Origin of the sequence: Bradyrhizobium jicamae (genome assembly GCF_001440395.1) — a bacterium.
GTDB classification, from domain to species: Bacteria; Pseudomonadota; Alphaproteobacteria; order Rhizobiales; family Xanthobacteraceae; genus Bradyrhizobium; species Bradyrhizobium jicamae.
In genome coordinates this window covers 502-26,381 of record NZ_LLXZ01000219.1, presented here as the reverse complement: position 1 = coordinate 26,381, position 25,880 = coordinate 502, and the positions used below count along the sequence as shown (strand labels likewise).

Genomic DNA, 25,880 nt, shown 5'->3' with positions numbered 1-25,880 from the left:
GCGGTCTCAGGTCTTTCCCAGCTTGCAGTCTGGCGGTGTAACGCTGGCGGTCTTCAGCGACGTCTTGATCCATTGCTGGGTCTCGGCGCCATAGGTCGCGAGATAAGCCGGCTGCGCCGCGTTCTTCTCGCACAGGAACGGCAGATGCGGCTTCAGGTCGTAATCGCAGGAGGCGAGCCACTCGCGCTTTCCGGCAAAGGCACCGATCGCCTCCTCGCAGGCGTAGAGGAAGTAGGTGACGAAACTCTCGTACTGCACCTGCTCGTCGCGACCGGCTGCCTTGATCTTCTCGTAGTCCGGCTGCGCGAATTTCGGGTTCTTGAACGCCAGATCGGTGTAGCCCAGGAACGCCTGCCGCGCGCTGGACGCGCGGTTGCCAGTGCGGATTTCGTTGATCTGGAACAGGATCGCAACAAAGCCGAGCAGCGCCACTGCCGCCTGCGCCATCTGCGCCAGCGTCCCGTATCTCTGCCACCAGAAGCTCGGTTGCGACATCGCGATCACTCCGCCGCGACCATGTGCGCGGGATCGAGAACGCCGACGTCGTCGATGTCAGCCTTGTGCGAGTACTGGGCGATCCGCTCCTCGATCTCATGCCGGAAATGCGCAATCAGGCCCTGGATCGGCCATGCCGCGGCGTCGCCGAGCGCACAGATGGTGTGTCCCTCGACCTGTTTCGTCACCTCCAGCAGCATGTCGATTTCGCGCTTGTGGGCGCGGCCCTCGGCCATGCGTGACAGCACGCGCCACATCCAGCCCGTGCCCTCGCGGCACGGCGTGCACTGGCCGCAGCTTTCGTGCTTGTAGAAATAGGAGATGCGCGCGATAGCCCGGATCAGGTCGGTCGACTTGTCCATCACGATCACGGCAGCGGTGCCGAGGCCGGAGCGCAACTTGCTGAGGCTGTCGAAGTCCATCGGCGTGTCGATGATCTGCTCGGCCGGCACCATGCGCACCGACGAGCCGCCGGGGATCACGGCTTTCAGATTACCCCAGCCGCCGCGAATGCCGCCGCAATGTTTTTCGATCAGTTCGCGGAACGAAATCCCCATCGCCTCTTCGACGTTGCAGGGCCGCTCGACATGGCCGGAGACGCAAAACAGTTTGGTGCCGACATTGTTCGGCCGGCCGATCGCGGCGAACCACGCAGCGCCACGGCGCAGGATGTCAGGCGCAACCGCGATGGATTCGACGTTGTTGACGGTGGTCGGGCAGCCATAGAGACCCACATTGGCCGGGAATGGCGGCTTCAGCCGCGGTTGGCCCTTCTTGCCTTCCAGGCTCTCCAGCAGCGCGGTTTCCTCGCCGCAGATATAGGCGCCGGCGCCATGCGCGACATAGATGTCGAACGGCCAACCATTGACGTTGTCCTTGCCGACCAGTTTTGCATCATAGGCCTGGTCGATCGCGGCCTGCAGGCGCTCGCGCTCGCGGATGAATTCGCCGCGCACATAGATGTAGCAGGCATGCGCATTCATCGCGAAGCTGGCGAGCAGGCAGCCTTCCACGAGCAGATGCGGATCGTGCCGCATGATCTCGCGGTCCTTGCAGGTGCCGGGCTCTGACTCGTCGGCGTTGACCACGAGATAGCTCGGCCGGCCGTCGGTGGATTCCTTCGGCATGAACGACCATTTCAGGCCGGTCGGAAAGCCCGCCCCGCCGCGGCCGCGCAGGCCGGAGGCCTTCATCTCATTGATGATCCAGTCGCGGCCCTTGTCGATGATTGCCTTGGTGCCGTCCCACGCGCCGCGGCGGCGCGCGCCTTCCAGGCCCCAATCATGGAGGCCGTAGAGGTTCTTGAAGATGCGATCCTTGTCGTCGAGCATGACTTGAAGCTTCCTAGCGGATCAACGTTTGGACTGCGCGTAGGCGAGCCCCGCGGCGCATCCGCCGAAGGTCAGCGCCCACAACAGGCTGGATTCGAGCGTGTTGTTCAGCCCGTAACGCTGCAGCAGAAAGATGAATGTCGCTGCCGCGACGGCGTGCATGCCGATATAGCGCCAGTTCTTCATCGTGCTGCCCTTCCCCGGCCCGCTCACGGGCAAAGTGTCGTTACGCATCATGTGGATTCCTTCAGCGTCGTCGGCCCGCCTGCCGGCGCCGAGAACTGACGGTCGATCTGCGGTCCCGGCTTCGGTGGATTGCCCGACGCAAAGCCGTCCAGCACCTTGCCGAAGGTTTCCTTGGTCAGGTCCTCGTAGGTGTCCTTCCAGATCTGAACCATCGGTGCGTTCACGCAGGCACCGAGGCACTCGACCTCCTCCCAGCTGAAATTGCCGTCCTTCGACAGATGGAAGGGATCGTGGTGAATGCGGCTCTGGCACACCTTGATGATATCCTCGGCGCCGCGCAGCCGGCACGGCGTGGTGCCGCACACCTGCACATGGGCCTTCTTGCCGACCGGCTGGAGCTGGAACATGGTGTAGAAGGTCGCCACTTCCAGCACGCGGATGTAGGGCATATCGAGCATGTCGGCGACCACACGGATCGCGGCTTCCGAAACCCAGCCCTCATGCTGCTCCTGCGCGCGCCACAGGATCGCGATCACCGCCGACGCCTGACGGCCCGGCGGATATTTGGTGATCTGCGCCTTGGCCCAGGCGAGGTTCTCATCCGAGAACGCAAAGCTCGCGGGCTGCAATTCCTTCGGTGCGAGGCGGCGGACGGACATCGTTCAGTCTCTCATTGCACGCGGCGCGCGGTTTTCGCATTGAGCGCATCGATCCGGGCGAGCCAGAATGCGCTTGCGGTGCCGAACACGTTGTAGCCGACATGGGTTGAAACCTTGATCCGATCCAGAATCGAAAGGTCGGTCACGGTTTCAAGGCGATGGCTGCGCGGATCGTAGACGATCAGCTTCAGCGGAGTTTGTTCGAGGATATAGCGCGACACCGTATGCTGTGGATCGTTGCCGTGCTCCTCGCACAGCAACACGCTGTCGGCCTGCATCAGCCGTGCGCCGCCCTTCATGGCCTCGATCTCGACGCCCTCGACGTCGAGCTTGATCAGGAATTTGCCGCCGGGCGCGACCTTGCCGTCATCGAGCAGATTGTCGAGCGCGATGACGGGCACTTCCTCGCCTGCCGACTGGTCGCCGGCAATGCTGAAGGCCTCATGCTTGGTGCCCGACAGACGCGCAGTGCCGCGCGCAGCACCGATCGCGCATTTCATGGCCTCGAAACGGTTGCCGTTGATCCTGGCGTTGTTGGCAAGTTTCGGAAAATTCTGCCCCGACGGCTCGATCGCGATCGCCTTGTGCGACCCGAACGGCTTGCTCGACACCAGCACCGACCAGTAGCCGTAATTGGCGCCGCAATCGAGCAGCGTGTAGTCGACGTCGGCGGAGTCCTGAAACAGCAGTTCGAGCTCGTTCTCGTAACTGTAGGTGCGGTTGAGCAGCTTGCTCCAGTAGCCGTCGCCATAGGGAAATTCAAAGGTGGCGTCGGGGTTGAGCTTGATCTGGATGCCGCGCTCCGGCAGCGTCGTGCGCAACAGATTGGCGCACATGTTGTAGCCTCGGTGCGAGAAATTCGACGCCACCTTCGAGCCCAGCACCAGCGCCACCGCGGCCAAACGCTCCCACGCGTTCGCACCCGCAAGTACGCCCGAAGCCCGGTCAAACTGGATGGGCGCCTGCGCCATCACCGATCGACCTCTCCGAACACGATGTCGAGCGAGCCGAGGATCGCCGAGACGTCGGCCAGCAGATGGCCCTTGCAGATGTGATGCATCGCCTGCAGATGGGCAAAGCCCGGCGCGCGGATCTTGCACTTGTACGGCTTGTTGGTGCCGTCGGACACCAGATAGACGCCGAACTCGCCCTTCGGGGCCTCGACCGCGGCATAGACCTCGCCGGCCGGCACATGCACGCCTTCGGTATAGAGCTTGAAGTGATGGATGAGGGCTTCCATCGAGCGCTTCATCTCGCCGCGGCGGGGCGGCGCGATCTTGTTGTCCTCGACCACAACCGGTCCCTGCCCGTCCGGCGCGCGCAGTTTCGCGATGCACTGCTTCATGATGCGCACGGACTGGCGCATCTCCTCCATGCGGATGCAGTAGCGGTCGTAGCAGTCGCCGTTCTTGCCGATCGGGATATCGAAATCCATCTCGTCGTAGCATTCGTAGGGCTGCGCCTTGCGCAGGTCCCACGCCGCGCCCGAGCCGCGTACCATGACGCCCGAAAAACCCCACTCCCAGGCTTCCTTCAGCGACACCACGCCGATGTCGACATTGCGCTGCTTGAAGATGCGGTTGCCGGTCAGGAGCGTTTCGAGGTCGGCAACCACCTGCAGGAACGGGTCGCACCAGGCCTCGATGTCGTCGATCAGCTTCGGCGGCAGGTCCTGATGCACGCCGCCGACACGGAAATAGGCCGCGTGCATGCGCGAGCCGGAGGCGCGCTCGTAAAACACCATCAGCTTTTCGCGCTCTTCAAAGCCCCACAGCGGCGGGGTCAAGGCGCCTACGTCCATCGCCTGCGTGGTGACGTTCAGCAGATGCGACAGGATGCGGCCGATTTCGCAGTAGAGCACGCGGATCAGTTGCCCGCGGCGCGGCACCGCAATGCCGAGCAGCTTTTCCGCGGCCAGACAGAACGCATGCTCCTGGTTCATCGGCGCGACGTAATCGAGCCGGTCGAAATACGGAATCGCCTGCAGATAGGTCTTCTGCTCGATCAGCTTTTCAGTGCCACGGTGCAAGAGACCGATGTGCGGATCGACACGCTCGACCACCTCACCGTCCAATTCGAGGACCAAGCGAAGCACGCCGTGCGCCGCAGGATGCTGCGGCCCGAAATTGATCGTAAAATTACGCAGGTTCTGTTCGTTCATGGTCAGGCCTTCGGCTCCGCCTTCTCATCGCCGGGCAGCGGATAGTCGGCGCCTTCCCATGGCGAGAGGAAATCGAATTTGCGGAATTCCTGGTTGAGACGGACGGGTTCGTACAGCACCCGCTTCTCCTGGTCGTCGTAGCGGACCTCGACGAAGCCGGTCAGCGGGAAGTCCTTGCGCAGGGGATGGCCGTCGAAGCCGTAATCGGTCAGCAGCCGGCGCATGTCGGGATGGCCGGTGAAGATCACGCCGTAGAGATCATAGGCTTCGCGCTCGAACCAGTCGGCGCCCGGAAACACGTCGATGATCGAGGGCACCTGCGTGTTCTCGTCGGCCTCGGCGCGGACGCGGATGCGCTCGTTCAGGGTCGGCGACAGCAGGTGATAGACCACGTCGAAACGCTTCTCGCGGCCGGGGTAGTCCACCGCGGTCACATCGGTGATGTTGACGAAGCGCAGCGCCGGATCGTCGCGCAGGTGCTTCATGACATCGACAATCTTGCCGGCATCGACCGTAATGGTGAGCTGGTTGAACGCGACCGCATGGGCAGAGGCCGCGCCGCCAAGCGCGCTAACAATCGTCTGCCCAAGGGCGTCGAGTTTGCCGTCGTCCATTACCTAAAACCTTAGCGTTCGATGGTCCCGATGCGCCGGATCTTCTTCTGCAGCAGCAGCACGCCGTAGAGCAGCGCCTCCGCCGTCGGCGGACAGCCGGGCACGTAAATGTCGATCGGCACGATGCGGTCACAGCCGCGCACGACCGAGTAGGAATAGTGATAGTAGCCGCCGCCATTGGCGCATGATCCCATCGAGATCACGTAGCGCGGCTCGGGCATCTGGTCGTAGACCTTGCGCAGCGCCGGCGCCATCTTGTTGGTCAGCGTGCCCGCGACGATCATGACGTCGGACTGCCGCGGCGAAGCGCGCGGGGCAAAGCCGAACCGCTCGACGTCGTAGCGCGGCATCGACACCTGCATCATCTCGACCGCGCAGCAGGCGAGGCCGAACGTCATCCACATCAACGACCCCGTGCGCGCCCAGGTGATCAGGTCATCGGCGGCGGCAACGAAGAAGCCCTTGTCCGAAAGCTCGTGATTGACCTCGAGAAAGAACGGATCGTTGGCCCCGACCGGCTTGCCGGTCGAGGGATCGAGAATGCCCTTCGGCGCCTGTGCGATCGCCGGCGAAGAGCCTGTTGCAGTCGGGCTCAATCCCATTCGAGCGCGCCTTTCTTCCACTCATAAGCAAAGCCGACCGTGAGGACGGCAAGAAACACCATCATCGACCAGAAGCCGGTGGCCCCCAGCTTGCCGAACGCGACCGCCCACGGGAACAGGAACGCCACTTCGAGGTCGAAGATGATGAAGAGGATGGCGACCAGGTAGAAGCGCACATCGAACTTCATGCGGGCGTCGTCGAATGCGTTGAATCCGCATTCATAGGCGGAGAGCTTTTCGGGGTCCGGCTGCTGGAACGCGACCAGGAACGGGGCGATCAGGAGCGCCAGACCGATCAGGCTCGCCACCCCGATAAACACGACAAGCGGAAGGTAGTCTTGCAGGATGCCGGACATCGGCGGTGCCTTTTCCTGCGGATTTTGACCGCAGATTCGTTGATTGGAATTATTCTTGGCTTAGCGCAGCGCAACAGAGGGCGCAAGACAAGCCGCCCTGACGCCCAAGCCCGCCTCCAATGCGTCGGCAGAACACCAAAAAGTGTTGCGTTCCTGCCTCTCCCATCAACGCAAGGCGGGCGGCATGGTGCCCAAATTTCAGTTCAAATCCTTCTCATCTGCCAGCATCTGGGCAGCCGTATCGGTCAGGCTATCGATCTGGTCGAGCAGCACCGCCAGCTCGTCCTTACCGAGCTGTTCCAGGAGGCGCCGGTTGCGCTCCTGCGCCCCTGCCACGATTGCATCATGGGCGGCCAGCCCCGCCTTGGTCAGGCAAACCAGCGTCTCGCGATTGTCCCGCGGATTGACTTCCTTGGCGACCAGTTTGCGCGCAACCAGTTCCGCCAGCGCCCGGCTGATCTGCCCCTTGTCCATGCCGACCGCTTCGGCGAGCCGGATAACGCTCATCGGCGGCCGGCGGCCCAGCGAAGCCACCAGGCCGAATTCCACCGAGGACAGCCCCGTCAGCCGCTTGTAACGCAGAATCGCGCCGCGCTTGAGCAGGTTCGCCAGCACCATCAGCCGCGACGACATCATCGCGGTAATCGGCGCCAGCTCCGCGGCGTCATCGGCCGCAGATATTGGCGCGGTCTGCTTTTCCAGCTTCCGGCTCATTGCAAACCTCTGCCAACAAAGCGGCCCGGTGCCAAGAGCATCTGGCAAGACCATCCGGCGCGCCGGCGCGCAACGCCCCTGGATAAGCCCCTCGAATAGGGCCATCGGATAAGCCAATTGAAATTCGTTGACATTGTCATCGATTATGCTTTCACTCACTGAAATACATCAACGACCGCGGCGCCAATGCCGCGGCGGGAGGAAACGGGATGACCATCACGCAGCGGGATCGCGATCTCGGGACTGGCTACGCCATGAAGCCGTCCACCACGCGGACTGAGCTGACTTCGGTGGGACGCGGTACGCCGATGGGCGAGCTGTTGCGGCGCTACTGGCACCCCATTGGCCTTGTTGGCGACGCCACCGATATCCCCAGAAAAGTGCGCGTGCTCGGCGAGGACACGGTGCTGTTTCGCGACAAGCATGGCCGCGCCGGCCTCTTGCACGCCCGCTGCTGCCATCGCGGCACCACGCTCTATTACGGCAAGGTCGAGGAAGACGGCATCCGCTGCTGCTATCACGGCTGGAAGTTCGACACCGAAGGCCATTGCCTCGAACAGCCCTGCGAGCCCGAGGGCGGCCTGTTCAGGGACAAGGTGCGGCAGCCCTGGTATCCCCTGCAGGAGCGCTACGGCCTGATCTTCGCCTATCTCGGACCATCAGAGAAAAAGCCGGCGCTGCCGCGCTACGAATGCCTGGAGAAGATGGACGACGGCGAATTCGTCGAGGCGGATGATTCTTCGATCGGCGGCGGCGGCCCCGCAATCATCCCCTGCAACTGGCTGCAGCATTTCGAGAACGTGGTCGATCCCTACCACGTGCCCGTCCTGCACGGCTCGTTCTCGGGACCGCAATTCACCAACATGATGGCCTCGATGCCGGAGGTGAAATTCGAGATGTCGTCGCGCGGCGTCACCGTGCGCTCGATCCGGCATCAGGACGACGGCAAGGTTTTTTACCGCGTGACGGAAGCTGCACTTCCCACGTTGCGCGTGGTGCCCAACCCGCGCGTCGCGCAGTTCGCCCGCGTCGAGTCGATCGGCTGGACGCTGCCGATCGATGACACCTCGTTCCGCATTCATGTCGCCGGCCGCGTGAAGAATTCAGGCGACATCGGCCGCATGCGCTCCAAATTCAACGGCAAATTCTGGTGGGACATGACCGAACGGGAGCACCAGCAATTTCCTGGGGATTACGAGGCGCAGGTCGGCCAGGGTCCGGTGACGCTGCATTCGGAAGAACATTTCGGCCAGAGCGACCGCGGCATCCTGATGATCCGGCGGATGCTGAGCGATCAGCTCGCGGCGATGGCCGCAGGGCGCGATCCGATCGGCGTCTCGTTCGAGCAAAACGCGCCGCCGGTGGAATTCGAGGCGGGGAATTTCATTCGCGACGCCTGAGCCGCCCGGCTCGCAACAATAAGAAATCCAGGGGGAAAGCATGGTCGATATTGCACCGCAGGCGGCTGCTCCGGCGGAAGCCGCCGCAAGGCCCTCGCTCCGACGATATTACGTGCTGGCGCTGCTCACGATCGTCTATGCGCTGAACTTTCTCGACCGCACCATTTTCAACGTCCTGATCGAGCCGATCAAAAAGGAGTTTGCGCTCAGCGACACCACGATGGGGCTGCTCGCCGGCTTCGGCTTCGTGCTGTTCTATTCACTGCTCGGCATCCCGATCGCGCGCATCGCCGACCGCTATAACCGCCGCAACATTGTGACCATCGCGCTGGCGTTCTGGAGCGCGATGACGGTGTTTTGCGGCATGGCGCAAAGCGTCGCGACGCTGGCGCTGGCGCGCATCGGCGTCGGCATCGGCGAATCCGGCGGCACGCCGGCCTCGCAGTCGATCATCGCCGACCTCTTCAGCAAGCACGAACGGCCGCGCGCGCTCGGCATCTTTGCCATCGGCACCTATCTCGGCGTGTTCCTCGGCTATTTCATCGGCGGCTACGTCAACCAGTACTATGGCTGGCGGATGGCATTCTACACCGCGGGCCTGCCCGGCCTCGCGCTCGCCGCGGTGCTGTGGCTGACGGTCTCCGAGCCCAAGCGCGGCGCGATGGCGGAGACGTTCACGCCGGAGCCGATCGGGCCGACGCTCGGCTTCCTCGCCTCGCAGCGCACTTTCGTGGTCCTGCTCGTCGGCTTCTGCCTGACGACCTACACCAATTACGCCACCTCGGCCTGGATCCCGCCATTCCTGGCGCGGGTGCATCATCTGTCGAGCGCCGAGATCGGCACCTATGCCGGCACCTTCAAAGGACTGTGCGGTATCGCCGGCACGCTGCTCGGCGGCATCATCGTGGCCCAGATCGGCCGGCGCGACGATCGTTGGAAATTGTGGGCGCCGGCGATCACCTCGGGCCTCGCCGGCCCGGTGTTTGCGGTTTGCATGCTGACGCCGGACTTCGCCACCATGGTAGTGACGCTGGCGGCGACCTCCTTCCTGGCGGGCTTCCAGCTCGGCCCGATCTTTGCGATCGCGCAGACCGTGGCCAAACCGAGCATGCGGGCGCTGGCCTCGGCGATCATGCTGCTGATGGCGGCCGGATTCGGCCAGGGCGTCGGCCCGCTCGCCGTCGGCATGCTCAACGACGCGCTGAAGGCTGACTTCGGCGCCCATGCCGTGCGCTATTCACTGCTCTCCGCCGCCGTCACCAGCGTGCTCGGGGCGCTGCTCTTCATCTGGGCGGCGCGGTCAATCCGGGGCGATATCGAGCGGGCGAGCTGAACCGGGCTCGCATCCGCCCTCTCCCATTGTTTTCATTATTGTTTTCATCTCACCGATCGCCGCCTGCGCGCATCGACGCCGAAGGGCGGCCTGTATGTGATCTACATCACGGATGATTTGGCAGAAAATCGGCGAAAAACCGGCTGAATGAAACCATTTTGCCGAAACCGCGAAACGATCCTGAAACAGATGGGGCGTACCTATCTCGCCAACACAGGACGTCAAAAGCGTCCGGGAGGCATTAGATGAACCACTCATTTCACTCGGCAGATCGCGCCACCCATTTGAAGATCGTGGTCGTCGCATTGGTCGCAGGCATTGCGGTTGCGGCGTTCGGCATCTCGGCCCGGACCGGGGCCGACTACAGCCAGACCGCCCAAGTCGTAAAGGCCGGCAAGCCGGTGGTTGTCACCAGCTCGAGCACCTCGACGGTCCGTTAAGCGCTATCGATATTATTGGAGTAAAAATGGCCGCCTTCGGGGCGGCCTTTTTGTTTGCAGCGGTCTTAAGAGACCAGCATCAAGCCATTGAAAAATGGCGCGAGAGACGGGACTCGAACCCGCGGCCTCCGCCGTGACAGGGCGGCGCTCTAACCAACTGAGCTACTCCCGCGGATGCCGTAATCAGATCCTGATCCGCGCAGAACCGAGGGCATAAAGGCCCGCTCCCGCTTAGTCAAGGACGTTGCGAATACCTGTGTGAGACGGGATTTTCCGCGGTTTCAATGCCAATTGCCGACTGTTTTCGGGCAAACGGCGTAGGCAGCGATCGGCCGAATCGTCTAAGGCCTGTGACGTCTGGTGTTCCTGAAGCCCTCCCGCGCTGATCGTTGCGCGATCCCGGGGTTTCAAGTCGCCACGCAATGCATTTTCCCCGGCGCAGACCGGCATTCAACCACGCTCGAGCCAATCAATTATCGAGGAAGGGCCAGATATGGCGAAGAAAGCGGCGTCTCCAGCCACCATCACACTCAAGCATCTGGCGGCGGCGCTCGCCGAGGAACACGACCTGTCGAAAAAGGCCGCCGAGGCGATCCTGACCGACATGGTCGGCAAGATTACAAAACACCTGAAGAAGGGCGAGCGCATCAGGATCGTTGGGCTCGGCATCCTCCAGGTCCGCAAACGCGCCGCCCGCACCGGCCGCAACCCGGCCACCGGCGAGCCGATCCAGATCAAGGCCAGCAAGAAGGTCGCGTTCCGCGCCGCCAAGGAACTCAAGGAAGCCGTCTGATCCGACGCTCCCTCCGATCTGACCAGAAGCGCCATTCCGGCGGGACCCGGAATGGCGCTTTTCTGTTATAGAGCGCTCTCGTTGCTCATCTTTTCTGGGATCGTCATGCCGGTTGCACCCCTCGCCTTCACCCACGATGTCACCGAGCGCTTCCTGCGCTATGTCGTGATCGACACCCAGTCCGATCCGACCTCGCCGACCTGCCCTTCCACCGAGAAGCAGAAGAATCTCGGCCGCCTGCTGGCGTCGGAGCTGCAGGCGATGGGGCTCAAGGACGCCCATCTCGACGACCACGGCTATGTCTATGCGACGATCCCGGCCAACACCGACAAGAAGGTGCCGGTGATCTGCTTCTGCTCGCACATGGACACGTCGCCGGACTGCACCGGCGCCAACGTCAAGCCGCAAATCGTGAAGAACTATCGCGGCGGCGACATCGTGCTGCCGGCCGATTCCGCCCAGGTGATCCGCGCCGCCGATCATCCGGCGCTCGCCGACCAGGTCGGCCATGACATCATCACGACGGACGGCACCACGCTGTTAGGGGCCGACAACAAGGCCGGCCTCGCCGAGATCATGGATGCGGCGCGGTTCCTGATCGAGAATCCGCACATCAAGCACGGCACCATCAAGATCCTGTTCACGCCGGATGAGGAGATCGGCCGCGGCGTCGACAAGGTCGACCTGAAAAAGCTCGGTGCCGACTTCGCCTATACGATGGACGGCGAAACTGCCGGAAATATCGAGGACGAAACCTTTTCGGCTGACGGCGCCACCATCACCATCGAGGGCGTCTCGACCCACCCGGGTTTCGCCAAGGGCAAGATGGAGCACGCGATGAAGATCGCCGCTGCCATCATCGACCACCTGCCCAGGGACACCTGCTCGCCCGAGACGACCGAGGGCAAGGAAGGTTTTCTGCATCCGATCGGCATGTCGGGGCAGTTGGAGAAGGCCACCATCGGCTTCATCGTCCGCGATTTCACCGACGAGGGCCTGAAGGAAAAGGAAGCCCTGCTCGAGGGCATCGTCAAAAGCGTGATGAAGGACTATCCGCATTCGACCTACCGGATGGAGGTCAGACAGCAATACCGCAACATGAAGCAGGTGATCGACCGCCATCCCCAAACCGTCGACTACGCCATCGAGGCGATCAGGCGCGCCGGGCTGAATCCGGTGCGAAGCTCGATCCGCGGCGGCACCGACGGCTCGCGGCTGTCGTTCATGGGCCTGCCCTGCCCCAACATTTTCGCCGGCGAACACGCCTTCCACTCACGGCTGGAATGGGTGAGCCGCCAGGACATGGAAAAGGCGGCCGAGACCATCGTGCATCTGGCGATGATCTGGGAAGAGCGGGCGTAGAGAGTTCAGCGCCGCTCTCACCGCGTCATTGCCGCTCTCTCCCCGTCATTGCGAGCGCAGCGAAGCAATCCATAGCGCGGCATAACGGAAAGATGGATTGCTTCGCTGCGCTCGCAATGACGCGTGGGGCGCGGCTGCTTTGGTCCCGACTACGACGCCCGCGCCGTCACGATCCACACCGACGCTGGCAGCAGCACCGCGTCGCCCTTCGCGAACGGCGTTAGCGCTTCACGGATCGAAGCGGCGACGGCAGCGCGGGCATCTTCCGGCTGGCCGTCCAGCGCCCGGCTCACCGGACCGATGTCCAGCGCGCCCTGCACCGCGCCGTCGAGGCCGCGGCCGATCGCGGCATCGAGCAACAGTGGACACGCTTCCATCTCCACGCCCGTAAATCCGGCCTCGCCGAGGATGCGGCGCACCCGCGCCTCGGAGGCAAACGCAAACGGCCCGGGATCTTCCGGCCCGACCTGCGGCAGTTTCGGCACGTGCTTGTAGGCGGCCATCAGCGGCGCCATGAAGAACGGATTTTCGCGCGGCTCGCGCCAGCACGCGAACGCCAGCCGGCCCGACGGCTTCAGCGCCTTTCTCATATTGGCAAACGACAGCGTGGGATCGGCGAAGAACATCACGCCGAACCGCGAGGCCAGCACATCGAAGCTGGCAGGCTCGAACGGATAGACGGTGGCATCGGCCAGAACGAAATCGATCGGCAAATCCTTCGGCGCGGCCTGCCGCGCCCGCTCCAGCATCGGGCCAGATACGTCGACGCCGAGCACATGGCCCGATGGCGCGACCTTGCACGCGAACGCGATTGCGGTCGCGCCGCTGCCGCAGCCGACATCGATGACCCGCTCACCCGGCTTGAAGCCGGCCCGGTCGACGACGAGGTCGGCGACCGGCTTTAGCAGCACGTCCTGGACCGCCTGCCGATCCGCCCAGCGCTGTCCGGCGGGACCGTTCCAGTAGGCGACCTGGTCGGCGTTTTGATCGTGAGGATGCGGGATATTCATATGGGACACGACTCCACTCAACGTCGAAGGACAGAACGTTGCTTCTTCGCCTTCACCGGCTCCGACACAACGATCCTAGCGCACGCTGCGCGATCGTGGAATACCGCCCTCCGCATTGCTCGACCTGAAGCGGCCCGGCGTAGCGCCTCATTATTGTTCGGCTCGACGGCACGCATTGAAGCGAACGATGACACGGACGTTGATTCGTTCTTCGACTAGCCACGCGAATGAAGCGCTAACGCGGAATTAATCTCGTCAGCCTATAGTCTCAGAAGTTCTAGTTGGTTGTCGCGTAAAGGAGCCCTCGCATGGGACGATCCAGCGACGGCTCCTTTTTTGTTGCACTCTTTTGAGGTAGATGCACGTGACCAACACAACGGAAACACAGGGCCAAACCGAACAACCCGAAGCCATGACACCGGTCAAGCAAAAGAGCCGGAAGTCGGTTGTGGCGCTGGCGATCCTCGCTCTTGGAATAAACACCGCTGCGGCCGTTCATACACTGGCGCCTGATCTTGATCTGCAGAATATCAGCAGCTTGCCGGATATCAGCCGTTTGGCCGAACTGCTTCCGCAGCAGAAAGCTTCCGATCCAATACCGGATACGGCTGTCGTCGCATTGAAGGATATTCAGTCGACCCAGCAGCAATACGTTGCCGCGCTGCAAGCGAATAACTTCTTATTGCAGCAAAACACAGATATTGTTCGGCAGGATTCGATTTCGCTTGCTTCCTTGCGACAGAGCGTCGTGGATGAGCAGGTCATTGTGAAGAAAATATCTTCCCAGATAGCGGATGAGCATGAAGACGTGAAGAAGATCTCTGCCAAGATCTCCACGCTCATTGCGAAGGTCGACTCGCTGCAGAATGCAATAAGCCCGGAAGTAACTTCCTCTATCTCGACAAAGCGCGCTCAAAACCGAATGTCGCGGGTGGTGCGCAAGAAGATGGTTCAGCAGTCTAAACCAGTGGGACCTGTTTCGCTCGGAGGAGCCCCGCTCGGTCCCCCGGCTACCACGCCAGCCCCTCAAGGCTGAAGAACAAGCGAGCGACGCGCAGGGCCTTGGTCCCGCGCCCGGTTCTTGTTGAAACACCCAGACGCAGTTAACCGGCGAAACATGAGCGCCGGTTTTTTGCTGCCCTGGCAGAGAACCGCACCTGCACTGCCGTGCGGTGAACGTTGCGCCGACGCGCGAGGCGCGCGTTCCGTCTTATCGGTTTGGATGTTCAGAAACCGTTCGCCTTCAAGCTTCGGCGCGACGGCCTTCGCGCGCCGTGTCCGCGGCACCACCGTCGCGGAAAGCTGGCTTGCCGAGCCGTAGCGCGCCAGCGCGAAGGCTGGTAGGCGGCGAGAGATTCGAACTCCCGACCCTCTCGGTGTAAACGAGATGCTCTAACCAGCTGAGCTAGCCGCCCTTGAGCCGCCCCTATCTACAGCGCCGCGCGGTGTGAACGCAAGCGAGGCCGGCGACGACAAATGGCCCGAAACCGGCCAATTGCCGCGAAATACCTGCCATACGGCGAGATCATGAAACCTTTTCTGCGCAACGGCCTGCTGGCCGTTGCCATCGCTGCCTTTGCGTTCTGGTGGTTCAAGCCGGGCTACATCGAACTCGACGTTCCCGTGATGAAGCACAAGGGCGGCGGCGCGTTCTGGTGGGAGCAGCATTATTCGCAAATTACCTACGCGGATTCGCCGGGCACTTTCTATGTTCACCGGCGGGTCGGAACGGCCTATCCGCACACGCAAGGGTGGACGTCCGTCGAGGAAGTCTTCGCCCATTTCGACCGGTTGCTGGACCAGCGCGGCTGGGGCCGCACCGGCGTCCTCGCTGACAACCCGGTGATGCCGGAAAGCCGCCTGCTGCCGCCAGCCGGCCTGAGGGCCTATTACCGGCCCCACCAATACCTTGGCGACGCGACGATCCTGATGGCGGTGTGGCCGATCGGCGGCGCGACCGAGGGCTTTCACGTCGTTCTCACGACCGTCAACCCGTCACTGCTGCGGCGCGTGTCACGCGCCATGGACTGAGCTAATCGGTCTCGCGCCCCGGCAATCCCGCGATATCGTTGATCCACGGCGCCGCCGAGCGGCACCAGATCTGCCGCGCCGGCTTGAGTTGATCGCGCTGGCGGATGCTGCCCCAGCGAATACCCCAATCGTCGGCCCCGCCGTCACCGCTGGTGAACAGCGGCGAGCCGCAGGCCTCGCAAAAATGCTGAAAGCGCGTCCGGCCGTTGTCGCCCTTCTTCGGATAGACTTTCGTCGGCGCGCCCGTTATCCGAATCTGGTCCGCCGAACAGAGCACGGTGACCCGGTACGGCGAGCCCGTCAGGTTCTGGCAATCGGTGCAGTGGCAGATCGAGACTTTCTTCGGATCGATTTCGGCCCGATAGGTCACCCGCCCGCAATGGCATTGCCCGTCGATTTCCATTTCCGTCGACTCCGTCTGCCCACATCCGTCCGCACAAACAAAAACGGCGCCCGAGGGCGCCGTTTTATCATATCGAGACGGATCGGCTCAGTGGGCGGTCAGACCGCCACCGGCTTCCTCGCCGGCATCGGGCTTGGCGACCACCTTGGCGTCCTCTTCCCACACGATCGGCGTGGGCGTCCGGACCAGCGCCTTGGCGACCACCTCATCCAGCCTTCCGACCGGGATGATATCCATGCCGCCCTTGATCGCATCGGAAATCTCCGTGAGATCCTTGGCGTTGTCCTCGGGGATCAGCACCGTCTTGATGCCGCCACGGGCGGCAGCAAGCAGCTTCTCCTTCAGACCGCCGATCGGCAGCACGCGGCCGCGCAGCGTGATTTCGCCGGTCATCGCGACATCGTGGCGGACCGGAATGCCGGTCATGACCGAGATGATCGCGGTGGCCATCGCGACGCCCGCCGACGGTCCGTCCTTCGGGGTTGCGCCCTCCGGAACGTGGACGTGGATGTCGCGCTTGTCGAACATCGGCGGCTCGATGCCGTAGTTGATCGCCCGCGAGCGGACATAGGACGCCGCCGCCGAGATCGACTCCTTCATCACGTCGCGCAGATTGCCCGTGACCGTCATCTTGCCCTTGCCAGGCATCATGACGCCTTCGATGGTCAGCAACTCGCCGCCGACATCGGTCCAGGCAAGGCCGGTGACGATACCGACCTGCGGCTCGCTCTCGATCTCGCCGAAGCGGTACTTCGGCACGCCGAGGAAGTCTTCGAGAGTCTTCTCGGTGACCTTGACCGACTTCTTCTTGGAGATCATCAGCTCCTTCACCGCCTTGCGGGCAAGTGTGGAGAGCTCACGCTCCAGGTTACGCACGCCCGCTTCGCGGGTGTAGCGGCGGATCATCAGCAGCAGCGCATCGTCGTCGATCGACCATTCCTTTGAATCGAGGCCATGCTTGGAAATGGCGTTCGGGATCAGATGCTTGCGCGCGATCTCGACCTTCTCGTTCTCGGTGTAGCCGGCGATCCGGATGATCTCCATGCGGTCCATCAACGGGCCGGGAATATTCAGCGTATTCGCGGTCGTGATGAACATGACGTTCGACAGATCGTAGTCGACCTCCAGGTAGTGGTCGTTGAAGGTCGAGTTCTGCTCGGGGTCCAAAACCTCAAGCAGCGCCGACGACGGATCGCCGCGGAAATCGGCGCCCATCTTGTCGATCTCGTCCAGGAGGAACAGCGGGTTCGAGGTCTTCGCCTTGCGCATCGACTGGATGATCTTGCCGGGCATCGAGCCGATATAGGTGCGGCGGTGACCGCGGATTTCGGCTTCATCGCGCACGCCGCCGAGCGAGACGCGCACGAATTCGCGCCCCGTCGCCTTCGCGATCGACTTGCCGAGCGAGGTCTTGCCGACGCCGGGAGGTCCGACCAGACACAGGATCGGTCCGGTCAGCTTGTTGGCGCGCGACTGCACCGCGAGGTACTCGACGATGCGGTCCTTGACCTTCTCGAGCCCGTAGTGATCGGAGTCCAGCACGGCCTGCGCCTGCTCGAGGTCTTTCTTGACCTTGGACTTCTTGTTCCACGGGATCGACAGCAGCCAGTCGAGATAGTTGCGCACGACGGTCGCTTCCGCGGACATCGGCGACATCTGGCGCAGCTTCTTCAATTCGTGCTGCGCCTTCTCCCGCGCTTCCTTCGAAAGCTTGGTCTTGGCAATCTTCTCTTCCAGATCGGCAAGCTCGTCGCGACCTTCGTCGTCGCCGAGTTCCTTCTGGATCGCCTTCATCTGCTCGTTCAGGTAATACTCGCGCTGGGTCTTCTCCATCTGGCGCTTGACGCGCGAGCGGATGCGCTTCTCGACCTGCAGCACCGAGATTTCGCTCTCCATCAGGCCCAGCACCTTCTCCAGGCGCTGCGTGACGGACAACGTCTCCAGGATGCCCTGGCGATCGGCGATCTTGACGGCGAGATGCTGTGCGACCTGATCGCTGAGCTTGGCGAAGTCGGTGATCGCCTGAACCACGCCGACGACTTCGGCGGAGATCTTCTTGTTCAGCTTCACGTAGCTTTCGAAATCGGACACGACCGAGCGCGCCAGGGCCTCGGCTTCAACCGAGTTGGCGTCGGTGTCGGCGAGCGCGATCGCGGTCGCTTCATAGTATTCGGTGCGGTCGGAATATTTCTGCACGCGCGCGCGCTCGAGACCTTCGACCAGCACCTTCACGGTGCCGTCGGGAAGTTTCAGGAGCTGCAGCACGCTGGCAAGCGTACCGACCTCGTAGATCGATTCCGGGCTCGGATCATCGTCGGACGCGTTCTTCTGCGTCGCGAGCAGGATCAGCGCGTCGTTCTTCATGACCTCTTCGAGGGCGCGGATCGACTTCTCGCGGCCGACGAACAGCGGCACGATCATGTGCGGAAAAACAACGATGTCGCGGAGGGGCAGCACCGGATACGAATGGCTTTCGCCGAGAACGATGGTTGGCCGGGTTTTTGGGGTCGTCATGGCCTTGTCCTTCTGTTTTGCCCCCTTGCACGCAGTCCGCATAGCTTGCGCAACCGCCACAAGGTGCCGGGAGTTCCGGGTCACTCGGCCGCACCTGCTGCCGTTTCTTGCCGGATGATTTTGCGACGAATCTCGAACGTGATTTCCGCCACCATTGGCATTAGGTGGCTATCGGGCATGGGGGTGTCAAGTCACGGAAAAATGCCCATTATTTCGGGCTAACGCGTGGAAAACGCTACGCAACAACGGCCGCCGGAATATCCGGCAGCCGGGTTATCTGTGGGTAATCCAGGCGAGCTCTGGCGAGCGCGATCAGGCGCTGGCGCTGCTCTCGACGGCCCGGTCTGAACGGTCCGCGTAGATGTAGAGCGGACGGGCGGTTCCCTCGACCACTTCGCGCGAGATCACGACTTCTTCGACGCCTTCCAGACCCGGCAGATCGAACATGGTCTCGAGCAGGATGGCCTCCAGGATGGAACGCAGTCCGCGCGCACCGGTCTTGCGTTCGATCGCCTTGCGGGCGACCGCGCCAAGCGCCTCGTCGGCGAAGGTGAGCTCGATGTTCTCCATCTCGAACAGCCGCTGGTATTGTTTCACCAGCGCGTTCTTCGGTTCGACCAGGATCTTCTTCAGCGAGTTCTCGTCGAGATCCTCCAGGGTGGCGACCACCGGCAAGCGGCCGACGAATTCCGGGATCAGGCCGTACTTCAGGAGATCTTCCGGCTCGACATGGCGGAAGATTTCGCCGGTGCGGCGGTCTTCGGGCGCCAGCACCTGGGCGGCGAAACCGATCGAGGTCGAACGTCCGCGCGCGGAGATGATCTTCTCAAGGCCCGAGAAGGCGCCGCCGCAGATGAACAGGATGTTGGTGGTGTCAACCTGCAGGAATTCCTGCTGCGGGTGCTTGCGGCCGCCCTGTGGAGGCACGGAGGCAACCGTGCCTTCCATGATCTTCAACAGCGCCTGCTGCACGCCCTCACCCGACACGTCGCGGGTGATCGACGGGTTGTCCGACTTGCGGCTGATCTTGTCGATTTCGTCGATGTAGACGATGCCACGCTGCGCGCGCTCGACATTGTAGTCGGCCGACTGCAGGAGCTTCAGGATGATGTTCTCGACGTCCTCGCCGACGTAGCCGGCTTCGGTCAGCGTCGTCGCATCCGCCATCGTGAATGGCACGTCGAGAATGCGCGCCAGCGTCTGCGCCAGCAGCGTCTTGCCCGAACCGGTCGGACCGATCAGCAGGATGTTCGACTTCGCCAGCTCGACGTCGTTGTGCTTGGTCTGGTGATTGAGGCGCTTGTAGTGGTTGTGAACGGCAACCGAGAGCACCTTCTTGGCATGGCTCTGGCCGATCACGTAGTCGTCCAGCACCTTGCAGATTTCCTTCGGCGTCGGAATCCCGTCGCGCGATTTCACCAGCGAGGACTTGTTCTCCTCACGGATGATGTCCATGCAGAGTTCGACGCACTCGTCGCAGATGAATACGGTGGGACCCGCGATGAGTTTGCGGACTTCGTGCTGGCTCTTTCCACAGAACGAGCAATACAGCGTGTTCTTGGAGTCGCTCGTGCCAACCTTACTCATTCCTGTCTCCGTCCGCCGTTCGATCCGTTACCCGATCGACCCATTCCGGCACTTCACCGGACCTCAAGGTAGATAGAGCAAATTCCGTACCAGAAAAGACCCTAACTCAATTACACACCGTGCTGCGAATCACGGCCACTCGAATCCCCCGCGATCTTAACCCAGTCCACGCAGCCAACCATGCTGACACCCGACTATCAAGAATTCGCTAATCGGGGCCGGATTGGCTACCCGTGACAATACCGTGATTTGTGGCGTTCGCACGGGGAGAAGTTGACAAAATCGGCCGAGCGTTGCGCTTGTGCCACGCCGCAAAACCGGCACGAAAGCGGAACTTTCGGCCTGTGCAGCGCACAGGCCTGCTGCTTTCGGCCAAATTTGCCGATTCAACCAACCGTTAAGGTCAACGAGGGGTGTCGCAACCCGTTACCTTACGGGGTTTTCCCCTTACCCGATTTTCGTCGGCGCCGCCTCTTCCGGCCGCTTGTCGATCACCTTGTCGACGATGCCGAAGTCGCGGGCCATGTCGGCGGTCAGGAATTTGTCGCGCTCCAGCGCATCCTCGATCGCCTTGTAGGTCTGGCCGGTGTGCTTCACGTAGATTTCGTTGAGGCGCTTCTTGAGATTCAGGATCTCCTGCGCGTGCAACATGATGTCGGTGGCCTGGCCCTGGAAGCCGCCGGAGGGCTGATGCACCATGATGCGCGAGTTCGGCAGCGAGAAGCGCATGTCCTTTTCACCGGCCGAGAGCAGCAGCGAGCCCATCGAAGCCGCCTGCCCCGTGCACAGCGTCGACACCGGCGGACGGATGAACTGCATGGTGTCGTAGATCGCAAGCCCCGATGTCACCACGCCGCCGGGCGAGTTGATGTACATCGAGATTTCCTTCTTCGGATTTTCCGCCTCGAGGAACAGAAGCTGCGCGACGATGAGCGTCGACATGCCGTCCTCGACCGGACCGGTCACGAAGATGATGCGCTCTTTCAGGAGGCGCGAGAAAATGTCGTAGGCGCGTTCGCCGCGGTTGGTCTGCTCGACCACCATCGGAACGAGGTTCATGTAGGTTTCAACGGGATCGCGCATTGGTTACCCCAAGGGTTAGAAGAGGGCTTGATCGGCGGGGTCGTTCATCCATCGGCAAGGCAGGCCAATCGGCATGATTGTCGCGCGTGGACGAACGTCCCGTGATGCAGGACTTCAACTCACAACTCGCGTCAGCGAGCCGTTCACAGATATGAGCCAATTTCCCGGCGACAAGGCCGGGCAATTGCGAGCCGAATGGAACGAGTTCAAGCTGATTCGCAGGCGATCTCATAGCGACGGATGCTGCCGCCACTCCGCTTTCGCCGTTCATCATTAATGTCAGCCTGATCGAATCGATCAGGCTGCGCTCTTCTCGTCTTCGTCCTTGAACAGGTCCTCGCGCGAGACCTTCTTCTCGGTCACGTTGGCGAGTTCGAGGATGAAATCGACCACCTTGTCTTCATAGATCGGCGCTCGAAGCTGGGCCAGCGCATTGGCATTGTTGCGGTAGTAGTCCCAGACTTCCTTCTCGCGGCCGGGCATCGAACGCGCCCGCTCGATCACGGCGCGGCCGACCTCGTCGTCGGTCACGGTGATCTTGTTCTTCTCGCCGATCTCCGAGAGTACGAGGCCGAGCCGGACGCGACGGTCGGCGATCTTCTTGTACTCTTCCTTGGCCGCATCCTCGGTGGTGTCCTCGTCGGCAAAGGTCTTGCCGGAGGACTCCATCTCGGCCTTGATCGAGTTCCACATCAGGTTGAACTCTTCCTCGATCAGCGATGGCGGCGCCTCGAACTTGTGGCTGTCGTCGAGACGATCGAGCAGCGCGCGCTTGACGCGCTGGCGCGTCGCGCCGGCGAACTCCGCGACCAGACGCTCGCGCGCAGCTTCCTTCAGCTTGTCGAGCGATTCCAGGCCGAGCGTCTTGGCGAACTCGTCGTCGATCTTGGTCTCGCCGGGAGCTTCGATCAGCGTTGCCGTGGTCTCGAACTCGGCGGGCTGGCCGGCAAGCTTCTCGCTGGCGTAGTTCTTCGGGAACGACACTTTCAGCGTACGGGTTTCGCCGGCGCCGATGCCGACGAGCTGCTCCTCGAAGCCCGGAATGAACTGGCCCGCGCCGATCACGACCGGGATGCCCTCGCCGGTGCCGCCGTCGAACAGTTCGCCGTTGATGGAGCCCTTGAAGTTGATGGTGACGCGATCGCCGTTCTCGGCCTTGGCGCCATCGGCCTTCGCCGCATAGGGGCGGTTCTGGTCGGCGATGCGCTTGATCGCTTCATCGACTTCGGCATCGGTGACTTCGACCACCGGCTTCTCCACCGAGAAGGTCTTGAAATCGGCGAGCTGGATCGTCGGCACCACCTCGATCGCGACCGTGTAGGTCAGATCGGTCTTGCCGGCGAGCAGCTCCTCGACCTCTTTGGTCTCGGTCGGCATGGTGATCTTCGGCTCGGTCGCGAGACGGAAACCGCGCTCGGTAAAGATCTGCGTGTTGCTGTCGCGGATGGTCTGGTCAATGGTCTCGGCCATGACCGAGCGGCCATACACCTTCTTCAGGTGGGCCACCGGCACCTTGCCGGGACGGAATCCATTGAGGCGCACCTTGTCCTTCAGATCGACCAGCTTGGCGTCCGCCTTGGCATCGAGATCCGATGCGGAAACGCTGACCTTGAACTCGTGTTTCAATCCCTCGGCGAGGGTTTCGGTGACCTGCATGGTGTCAATCTTCTTCCGCTTGCGCCGGGCTGGAAGCAGCCCGGCAGTGTTCAAATGTCAGAGGCGAGGCCTTGGCAAGCCTGCGCCGGTGGTTCGGCTGACCTTCGCTCCCCGGCGGGAAGGTCCTCCAGTATCGTCATGCAAACGCTTGGATAGAGCGCTTGGTGCGGGCGGAGGGACTCGAACCCCCACAACTTTCGTCACTGGAACCTAAATCCAGCGCGTCTACCAGTTCCGCCACGCCCGCGTGAAAAGCATCCATACCCGGCCGCGATGCCGCGGGCGGCGGGCTTATAACATGAGCCTACACCTCCGCAGCAAAAAAATGGCCGGTCCCAGCCGCTTTGGGCCAATGCGCCGCAACTGGACATCTCACCCGAAAAATGGTCCGGATCGGGCTAATGGCAAGGGAGAAATTCGGCGTGAACCGACGCGAATTGATCGCAGGATTGGGCGCTGCCGCTCTGACCCCCGCATGGTCCGCCACCGGCATGGCGCAGGCCGACCCCCTGTTGGACCTGCGGATTAGGCCCGATCGCCTGGCGATACGCCCGGGAGCCCCGGATACTCCCGTCTTGTCACTCGGCACGGCCAACATGCGATTCAACCGTGGCGACAAGGTCGAACTGGCCTCCGATCCCAATCTCGAGAACGGAATGGCGTCGTTGCTGGGCATGGACAGTGGTCCAGCCACACCGCAGGATCCGGCGCGGCCGTCCAAGATTGAAAGGCGAACGGTTCTCCGCCAGGCCGGCACTTTCGTGTGCGATCTCGGGCTATTTCCCAACGAGCGGGGGTGGCCGACCCGCGCGCACCCGCTGATCGTCCAGGAGAGCGAACAGGTAGCGGTCGATCGGGACGAGACATTGCTCATCGAGGAGTGGCGGATACGCGCCGACGGGAAAGCAGTTCCGCCGGGCGCCGCCCCCAACGAAGCCGAGGTTTTCTATACGCTTAACGGGAAACCCTCGTTCGACGTTTCAGCCCGATCCAACGAACGGTTCAGGCTTCGCTTCATCAACGGCAGCCAGCGCACCGTTATTGCAGTGAAATTGGAGTCGGTTGCGGTCTGGGTCATGGCAATCGACAGCCAGCCGGCCGAGCCATTCCCGGCACGCAACGGCGCGGTGGTGCTGGCGCCGGGCAGCCGCGTTGATGCCTTTGTCGATGTCACCGCACCTGCCGGAAGCAACCTCAAGATCTGGCTGCACGAAGGCAAGGAAATCCGGACCATCGGCTCTGTGATCGTGTCTCCCGATCCGCCCGCTCGCCCCACGCCGCTGCCACCCCCTCCACCTTTGCCGTCGAACGGCCTGCCGGCGCGGCTCGACTTGAAAAACGCGCTGCGTGTCGACCTTGCGCTCGACGGACCCGACTGGAGTGTACCCACGAGTTCCGGCGCCTCGTCCTCACCTGCACCTGCCTTCCGCGTCAAGGCCGGCCGCACCGTCGTTGTGGCCCTGACCAACCGCGCCGCCACCGCCACCGTCTTCCGTCTGCACGGCCATCATTTCCGCCTGCTCGACCGGCTCGACGATGGCTGGAAGCCGTTCTGGCTGGATACGCTGGCGATCGAGCCCGGCCAGACCCAGCGCATTGCCTTCCGCGCCGAATATGCTGGACTAATCGAATCCGTCGCTGCCGATTGGGCGGCGCCGCGGCGGCTGCGGGGGTATCGTGTCGAGTGAGGAGCACGCCATGAGCAAATCCGTTCCTGCCATCCGCAGCGTCAAGGCGAGAGCGCTCGTCGTACCGCTCAAGCGTCCCGTGAAGAACGCCTTTGGCGTGATCGACGTCGGGCCGCTCGTCCTGATCGATGTCGAGACCGATCAGGGCGTTACCGGGCGCGCCTACATTTTTGCCTACGCGAAGCTGACGCTGAAGCCGCTGGTTCACCTGATCGAGGAGATCGGCCGCGAGCTCGTAGGCAAACCGATCGCGCCCTACGACCTGATGAAGGCGATGGACGCCAAATTCCGCCTGCTCGGCTGGCAGGGCCTTGTCGGCATGGCGGTGTCAGGCCTCGACATGGCCTATTGGGACGCACTGGGCCAGATCGCTGGTCGGCCGGTGGCCGAGCTGCTTGGCGGTTCGCCAAAACCGATAAAGGCGTATGACAGCTATGGCGTCGTCGATCCGGTCTCCGACGAACGCGCACTGCGCCATTCGCTCGAACAGGGTTTTCGCGGCATCAAGATCAAGGGCGGCGATGGCGACGCCGCCAATGACGAGCGTGTGGTCAAGGGCGTGCGCGCCCTGCTCGGCCCTGATGTTGCGCTGATGATCGACTTCAACCAGTCGCTCGATCCCGCGGAAGCCACGCGCCGCATCGCCCGCCTCGAACCTTACGATCTGCACTGGATCGAAGAACCGGTGCCGCAGGAAAATCTGTCCGGCCATGCCAAGGTGCGCGAGACGTCGCCAACGCCGATTCAGGCCGGCGAGAACTGGTGGTTCCCGCGCGGTTTTGCCGAGGCGATCGAGCTAGGGGCCAGCGACTTCATCATGCCCGACCTGATGAAGTGCGGCGGCGTCACCGGCTGGCTGCAGGTGGCAGCGCAAGCCGAAGCCGCCAACATCCCGATGTCGAGCCACCTCTTCGCCGAAGCCAGCGCCCACATGCTGGCGGTGACACCGACGGCGCATTGGCTCGAATTCCTGGATTTCGCCAGTGTGATCCTCGCCAAGCCGGCCGAGATCGTCGACGGCACCGTGACCGCGCGAGGGCCAGGACTCGGGCTGGAATGGAACGAGACGGCGGTGGCGAAATATCTCGTGTGACGTAATCGTAGGATGGGTGGAGCGCAGCGATACCCATCAACGCCTGTAGCTCGAAAGCGATGGGTATCGCTTCGCTCCACCCATCCTACGAAACTAATACTCAATCCCGAACTCGTCGTAGAGTCTCCGGAACACCGCGGGCAACACTTCCGGCAAGTCCTCCGCAATCAGCCCCGGCCCCGCCTCGGATGCCGCCTCGCCGTGCATCCAGACGCCGATGCTGGCGGCCTCGAAGGCCCGCACGCCTTGCGCCAGCATTCCTGCGATCATCCCCGCCAGCACATCGCCGGCGCCAGCGGTGGCGAGCCAGGGCGGCGCGTTGGAGGCGATGATGGCGCGGCCGTCGGGCGAGGCCACGACCGTGTCCGG

General features: G+C 62.6%; 26 protein-coding genes and 3 tRNA genes. 9 read left to right on the top strand and 20 right to left on the bottom strand.

Annotated elements, in window-relative coordinates; genetic code table 11:
- Window positions 1–6 precede the first annotated feature (6 nt).
- The 10 genes from CQ12_RS38860 to CQ12_RS38815 form a co-directional block, all read right to left on the bottom strand.
- Window positions 7–495: a hypothetical protein gene (locus CQ12_RS38860; RefSeq protein WP_157088751.1), complete on the bottom strand. Its 489-nt coding sequence runs from the start codon at window positions 493–495 to the stop codon at window positions 7–9.
- A gap of 5 nt (window positions 496–500) precedes the next feature.
- Window positions 501–1,826, bottom strand: coding sequence for an NADH-quinone oxidoreductase subunit NuoF (nuoF, locus tag CQ12_RS38855; RefSeq protein ID WP_057840502.1), 1,326 nt, complete (start codon window positions 1,824–1,826; stop codon window positions 501–503).
- A 21-nt stretch (window positions 1,827–1,847) separates the two neighbouring features.
- Entirely contained in the window at window positions 1,848–2,060 is a 213-nt protein-coding gene (locus tag CQ12_RS38850; protein WP_057840540.1) for a hypothetical protein, read from the bottom strand.
- Window positions 2,060–2,671 carry an NADH-quinone oxidoreductase subunit NuoE gene (gene nuoE, locus CQ12_RS38845; protein WP_057840501.1) on the bottom strand — a complete coding sequence of 204 codons (612 nt, stop codon included), beginning with the start codon at window positions 2,669–2,671 and terminating at the stop codon, window positions 2,060–2,062. The genes CQ12_RS38850 and nuoE overlap by 1 nt, the downstream gene beginning before the upstream one ends.
- Window positions 2,672–2,682: 11 nt before the next feature.
- On the bottom strand, window positions 2,683–3,642 hold the full coding sequence (locus tag CQ12_RS38840) for an FkbM family methyltransferase (protein WP_057840500.1): 960 nt from the start codon (window positions 3,640–3,642) through the stop codon (window positions 2,683–2,685).
- On the bottom strand, window positions 3,642–4,832 hold the full coding sequence (locus CQ12_RS38835) for an NADH-quinone oxidoreductase subunit D (RefSeq protein ID WP_057840499.1): 1,191 nt from the start codon (window positions 4,830–4,832) through the stop codon (window positions 3,642–3,644). The genes CQ12_RS38840 and CQ12_RS38835 overlap by 1 nt, the downstream gene beginning before the upstream one ends.
- Before the next feature lie 2 nt (window positions 4,833–4,834).
- Complete coding sequence (locus CQ12_RS38830) at window positions 4,835–5,446, bottom strand: NADH-quinone oxidoreductase subunit C (protein ID WP_057840498.1); 612 nt, start codon at window positions 5,444–5,446, stop codon at window positions 4,835–4,837.
- Window positions 5,447–5,457: 11 nt separating this feature from the next.
- On the bottom strand, window positions 5,458–6,048 hold the full coding sequence (locus CQ12_RS38825) for a NuoB/complex I 20 kDa subunit family protein (protein WP_057840497.1): 591 nt from the start codon (window positions 6,046–6,048) through the stop codon (window positions 5,458–5,460).
- Window positions 6,039–6,404, bottom strand: a complete 366-nt coding sequence (locus CQ12_RS38820) for an NADH-quinone oxidoreductase subunit A (protein ID WP_057840496.1) — start codon at window positions 6,402–6,404, stop codon at window positions 6,039–6,041. Before CQ12_RS38820 ends, CQ12_RS38825 begins: the two co-directional genes overlap by 10 nt.
- Window positions 6,405–6,602: 198 nt before the next feature.
- Window positions 6,603–7,118 (bottom strand): MarR family winged helix-turn-helix transcriptional regulator, encoded by a 516-nt coding sequence (locus tag CQ12_RS38815; protein ID WP_057840495.1) that lies wholly within the window; start codon window positions 7,116–7,118, stop codon window positions 6,603–6,605.
- Between the two features lie 209 nt (window positions 7,119–7,327).
- Here CQ12_RS38815 and CQ12_RS38810 point away from each other — a divergent pair, with 209 nt between their 5' ends.
- The 3 genes from CQ12_RS38810 (at window position 7,328) to CQ12_RS38800 (ending at window position 10,291) form a co-directional block, all read left to right on the top strand.
- Window positions 7,328–8,518, top strand: coding sequence for an aromatic ring-hydroxylating dioxygenase subunit alpha (locus CQ12_RS38810; protein ID WP_057840494.1), 1,191 nt, complete (start codon window positions 7,328–7,330; stop codon window positions 8,516–8,518).
- Window positions 8,519–8,558: 40 nt separating this feature from the next.
- Window positions 8,559–9,851: a spinster family MFS transporter gene (locus CQ12_RS38805; RefSeq protein ID WP_057840493.1), complete on the top strand. Its 1,293-nt coding sequence runs from the start codon at window positions 8,559–8,561 to the stop codon at window positions 9,849–9,851.
- A gap of 245 nt (window positions 9,852–10,096) precedes the next feature.
- Window positions 10,097–10,291 carry a hypothetical protein gene (locus CQ12_RS38800; RefSeq protein ID WP_057840492.1) on the top strand — a complete coding sequence of 65 codons (195 nt, stop codon included), beginning with the start codon at window positions 10,097–10,099 and terminating at the stop codon, window positions 10,289–10,291.
- Between the two features lie 95 nt (window positions 10,292–10,386).
- Here CQ12_RS38800 and CQ12_RS38795 read toward each other — a convergent pair.
- Window positions 10,387–10,463: transfer RNA gene (locus CQ12_RS38795), tRNA-Asp, on the bottom strand.
- Between the two features lie 321 nt (window positions 10,464–10,784).
- Here CQ12_RS38795 and CQ12_RS38790 point away from each other — a divergent pair.
- Window positions 10,785–11,084: an HU family DNA-binding protein gene (locus tag CQ12_RS38790; RefSeq protein ID WP_057840491.1), complete on the top strand. Its 300-nt coding sequence runs from the start codon at window positions 10,785–10,787 to the stop codon at window positions 11,082–11,084.
- A 105-nt stretch (window positions 11,085–11,189) separates the two neighbouring features.
- The gene (gene pepT, locus CQ12_RS38785; RefSeq protein WP_057840539.1) at window positions 11,190–12,446 is read left to right on the top strand and encodes a peptidase T; all 1,257 of its coding nucleotides are present in this window, start codon (window positions 11,190–11,192) and stop codon (window positions 12,444–12,446) included.
- A 149-nt stretch (window positions 12,447–12,595) separates the two neighbouring features.
- Here pepT and CQ12_RS38780 read toward each other — a convergent pair whose 3' ends face one another.
- Window positions 12,596–13,456 (bottom strand): class I SAM-dependent methyltransferase, encoded by an 861-nt coding sequence (locus tag CQ12_RS38780; RefSeq protein WP_057840490.1) that lies wholly within the window; start codon window positions 13,454–13,456, stop codon window positions 12,596–12,598.
- 358 nt (window positions 13,457–13,814) lie between these two features.
- Here CQ12_RS38780 and CQ12_RS38775 point away from each other — a divergent pair, with 358 nt between their 5' ends.
- On the top strand, window positions 13,815–14,492 hold the full coding sequence (locus CQ12_RS38775) for a hypothetical protein (protein WP_083519669.1): 678 nt from the start codon (window positions 13,815–13,817) through the stop codon (window positions 14,490–14,492).
- Between the two features lie 302 nt (window positions 14,493–14,794).
- On the opposite strand, the gene CQ12_RS38770 is transcribed toward CQ12_RS38775, so the two are convergent.
- A tRNA-Val gene (locus tag CQ12_RS38770) sits at window positions 14,795–14,871 on the bottom strand.
- A gap of 112 nt (window positions 14,872–14,983) precedes the next feature.
- Between CQ12_RS38770 and CQ12_RS38765 the strand changes: the two genes are divergently transcribed.
- Window positions 14,984–15,487 carry a hypothetical protein gene (locus CQ12_RS38765; protein ID WP_157088749.1) on the top strand — a complete coding sequence of 168 codons (504 nt, stop codon included), beginning with the start codon at window positions 14,984–14,986 and terminating at the stop codon, window positions 15,485–15,487.
- A 1-nt stretch (window position 15,488) separates the two neighbouring features.
- Here CQ12_RS38765 and CQ12_RS38760 read toward each other — a convergent pair whose 3' ends face one another.
- The 6 genes from CQ12_RS38760 to CQ12_RS38735 form a co-directional block, all read right to left on the bottom strand.
- A complete protein-coding gene (locus CQ12_RS38760; RefSeq protein ID WP_057840488.1) occupies window positions 15,489–15,890 on the bottom strand; it encodes a GFA family protein in 402 nt (133 codons plus the stop codon).
- 87 nt (window positions 15,891–15,977) lie between these two features.
- Window positions 15,978–18,404: an endopeptidase La gene (lon, locus tag CQ12_RS38755; protein ID WP_057840537.1), complete on the bottom strand. Its 2,427-nt coding sequence runs from the start codon at window positions 18,402–18,404 to the stop codon at window positions 15,978–15,980.
- Window positions 18,405–18,716: 312 nt separating this feature from the next.
- Window positions 18,717–19,991, bottom strand: coding sequence for an ATP-dependent Clp protease ATP-binding subunit ClpX (clpX, locus tag CQ12_RS38750; RefSeq protein ID WP_057840487.1), 1,275 nt, complete (start codon window positions 19,989–19,991; stop codon window positions 18,717–18,719).
- Between the two features lie 447 nt (window positions 19,992–20,438).
- Window positions 20,439–21,074: an ATP-dependent Clp protease proteolytic subunit gene (locus CQ12_RS38745; protein WP_057840486.1), complete on the bottom strand. Its 636-nt coding sequence runs from the start codon at window positions 21,072–21,074 to the stop codon at window positions 20,439–20,441.
- A gap of 297 nt (window positions 21,075–21,371) precedes the next feature.
- Window positions 21,372–22,730, bottom strand: a complete 1,359-nt coding sequence (gene tig, locus CQ12_RS38740; protein ID WP_057840536.1) for a trigger factor — start codon at window positions 22,728–22,730, stop codon at window positions 21,372–21,374.
- A gap of 162 nt (window positions 22,731–22,892) precedes the next feature.
- Window positions 22,893–22,977 (bottom strand) — tRNA-Leu (locus CQ12_RS38735).
- Window positions 22,978–23,152: 175 nt separating this feature from the next.
- Here CQ12_RS38735 and CQ12_RS38730 point away from each other — a divergent pair.
- Together CQ12_RS38730 and CQ12_RS38725 are read left to right on the top strand one after the other, a co-directional pair.
- The gene (locus CQ12_RS38730; protein ID WP_245310338.1) at window positions 23,153–24,418 is read left to right on the top strand and encodes a multicopper oxidase domain-containing protein; all 1,266 of its coding nucleotides are present in this window, start codon (window positions 23,153–23,155) and stop codon (window positions 24,416–24,418) included.
- Window positions 24,419–24,428: 10 nt separating this feature from the next.
- Complete coding sequence (locus tag CQ12_RS38725; protein ID WP_057840535.1) at window positions 24,429–25,511, top strand: enolase C-terminal domain-like protein; 1,083 nt, start codon at window positions 24,429–24,431, stop codon at window positions 25,509–25,511.
- Between the two features lie 93 nt (window positions 25,512–25,604).
- Here CQ12_RS38725 and CQ12_RS38720 read toward each other — a convergent pair.
- Window positions 25,605–25,880 (bottom strand): ADP-dependent NAD(P)H-hydrate dehydratase (locus tag CQ12_RS38720; RefSeq protein WP_283807440.1); only part of this gene is annotated, 276 nt, incomplete at its 5' end.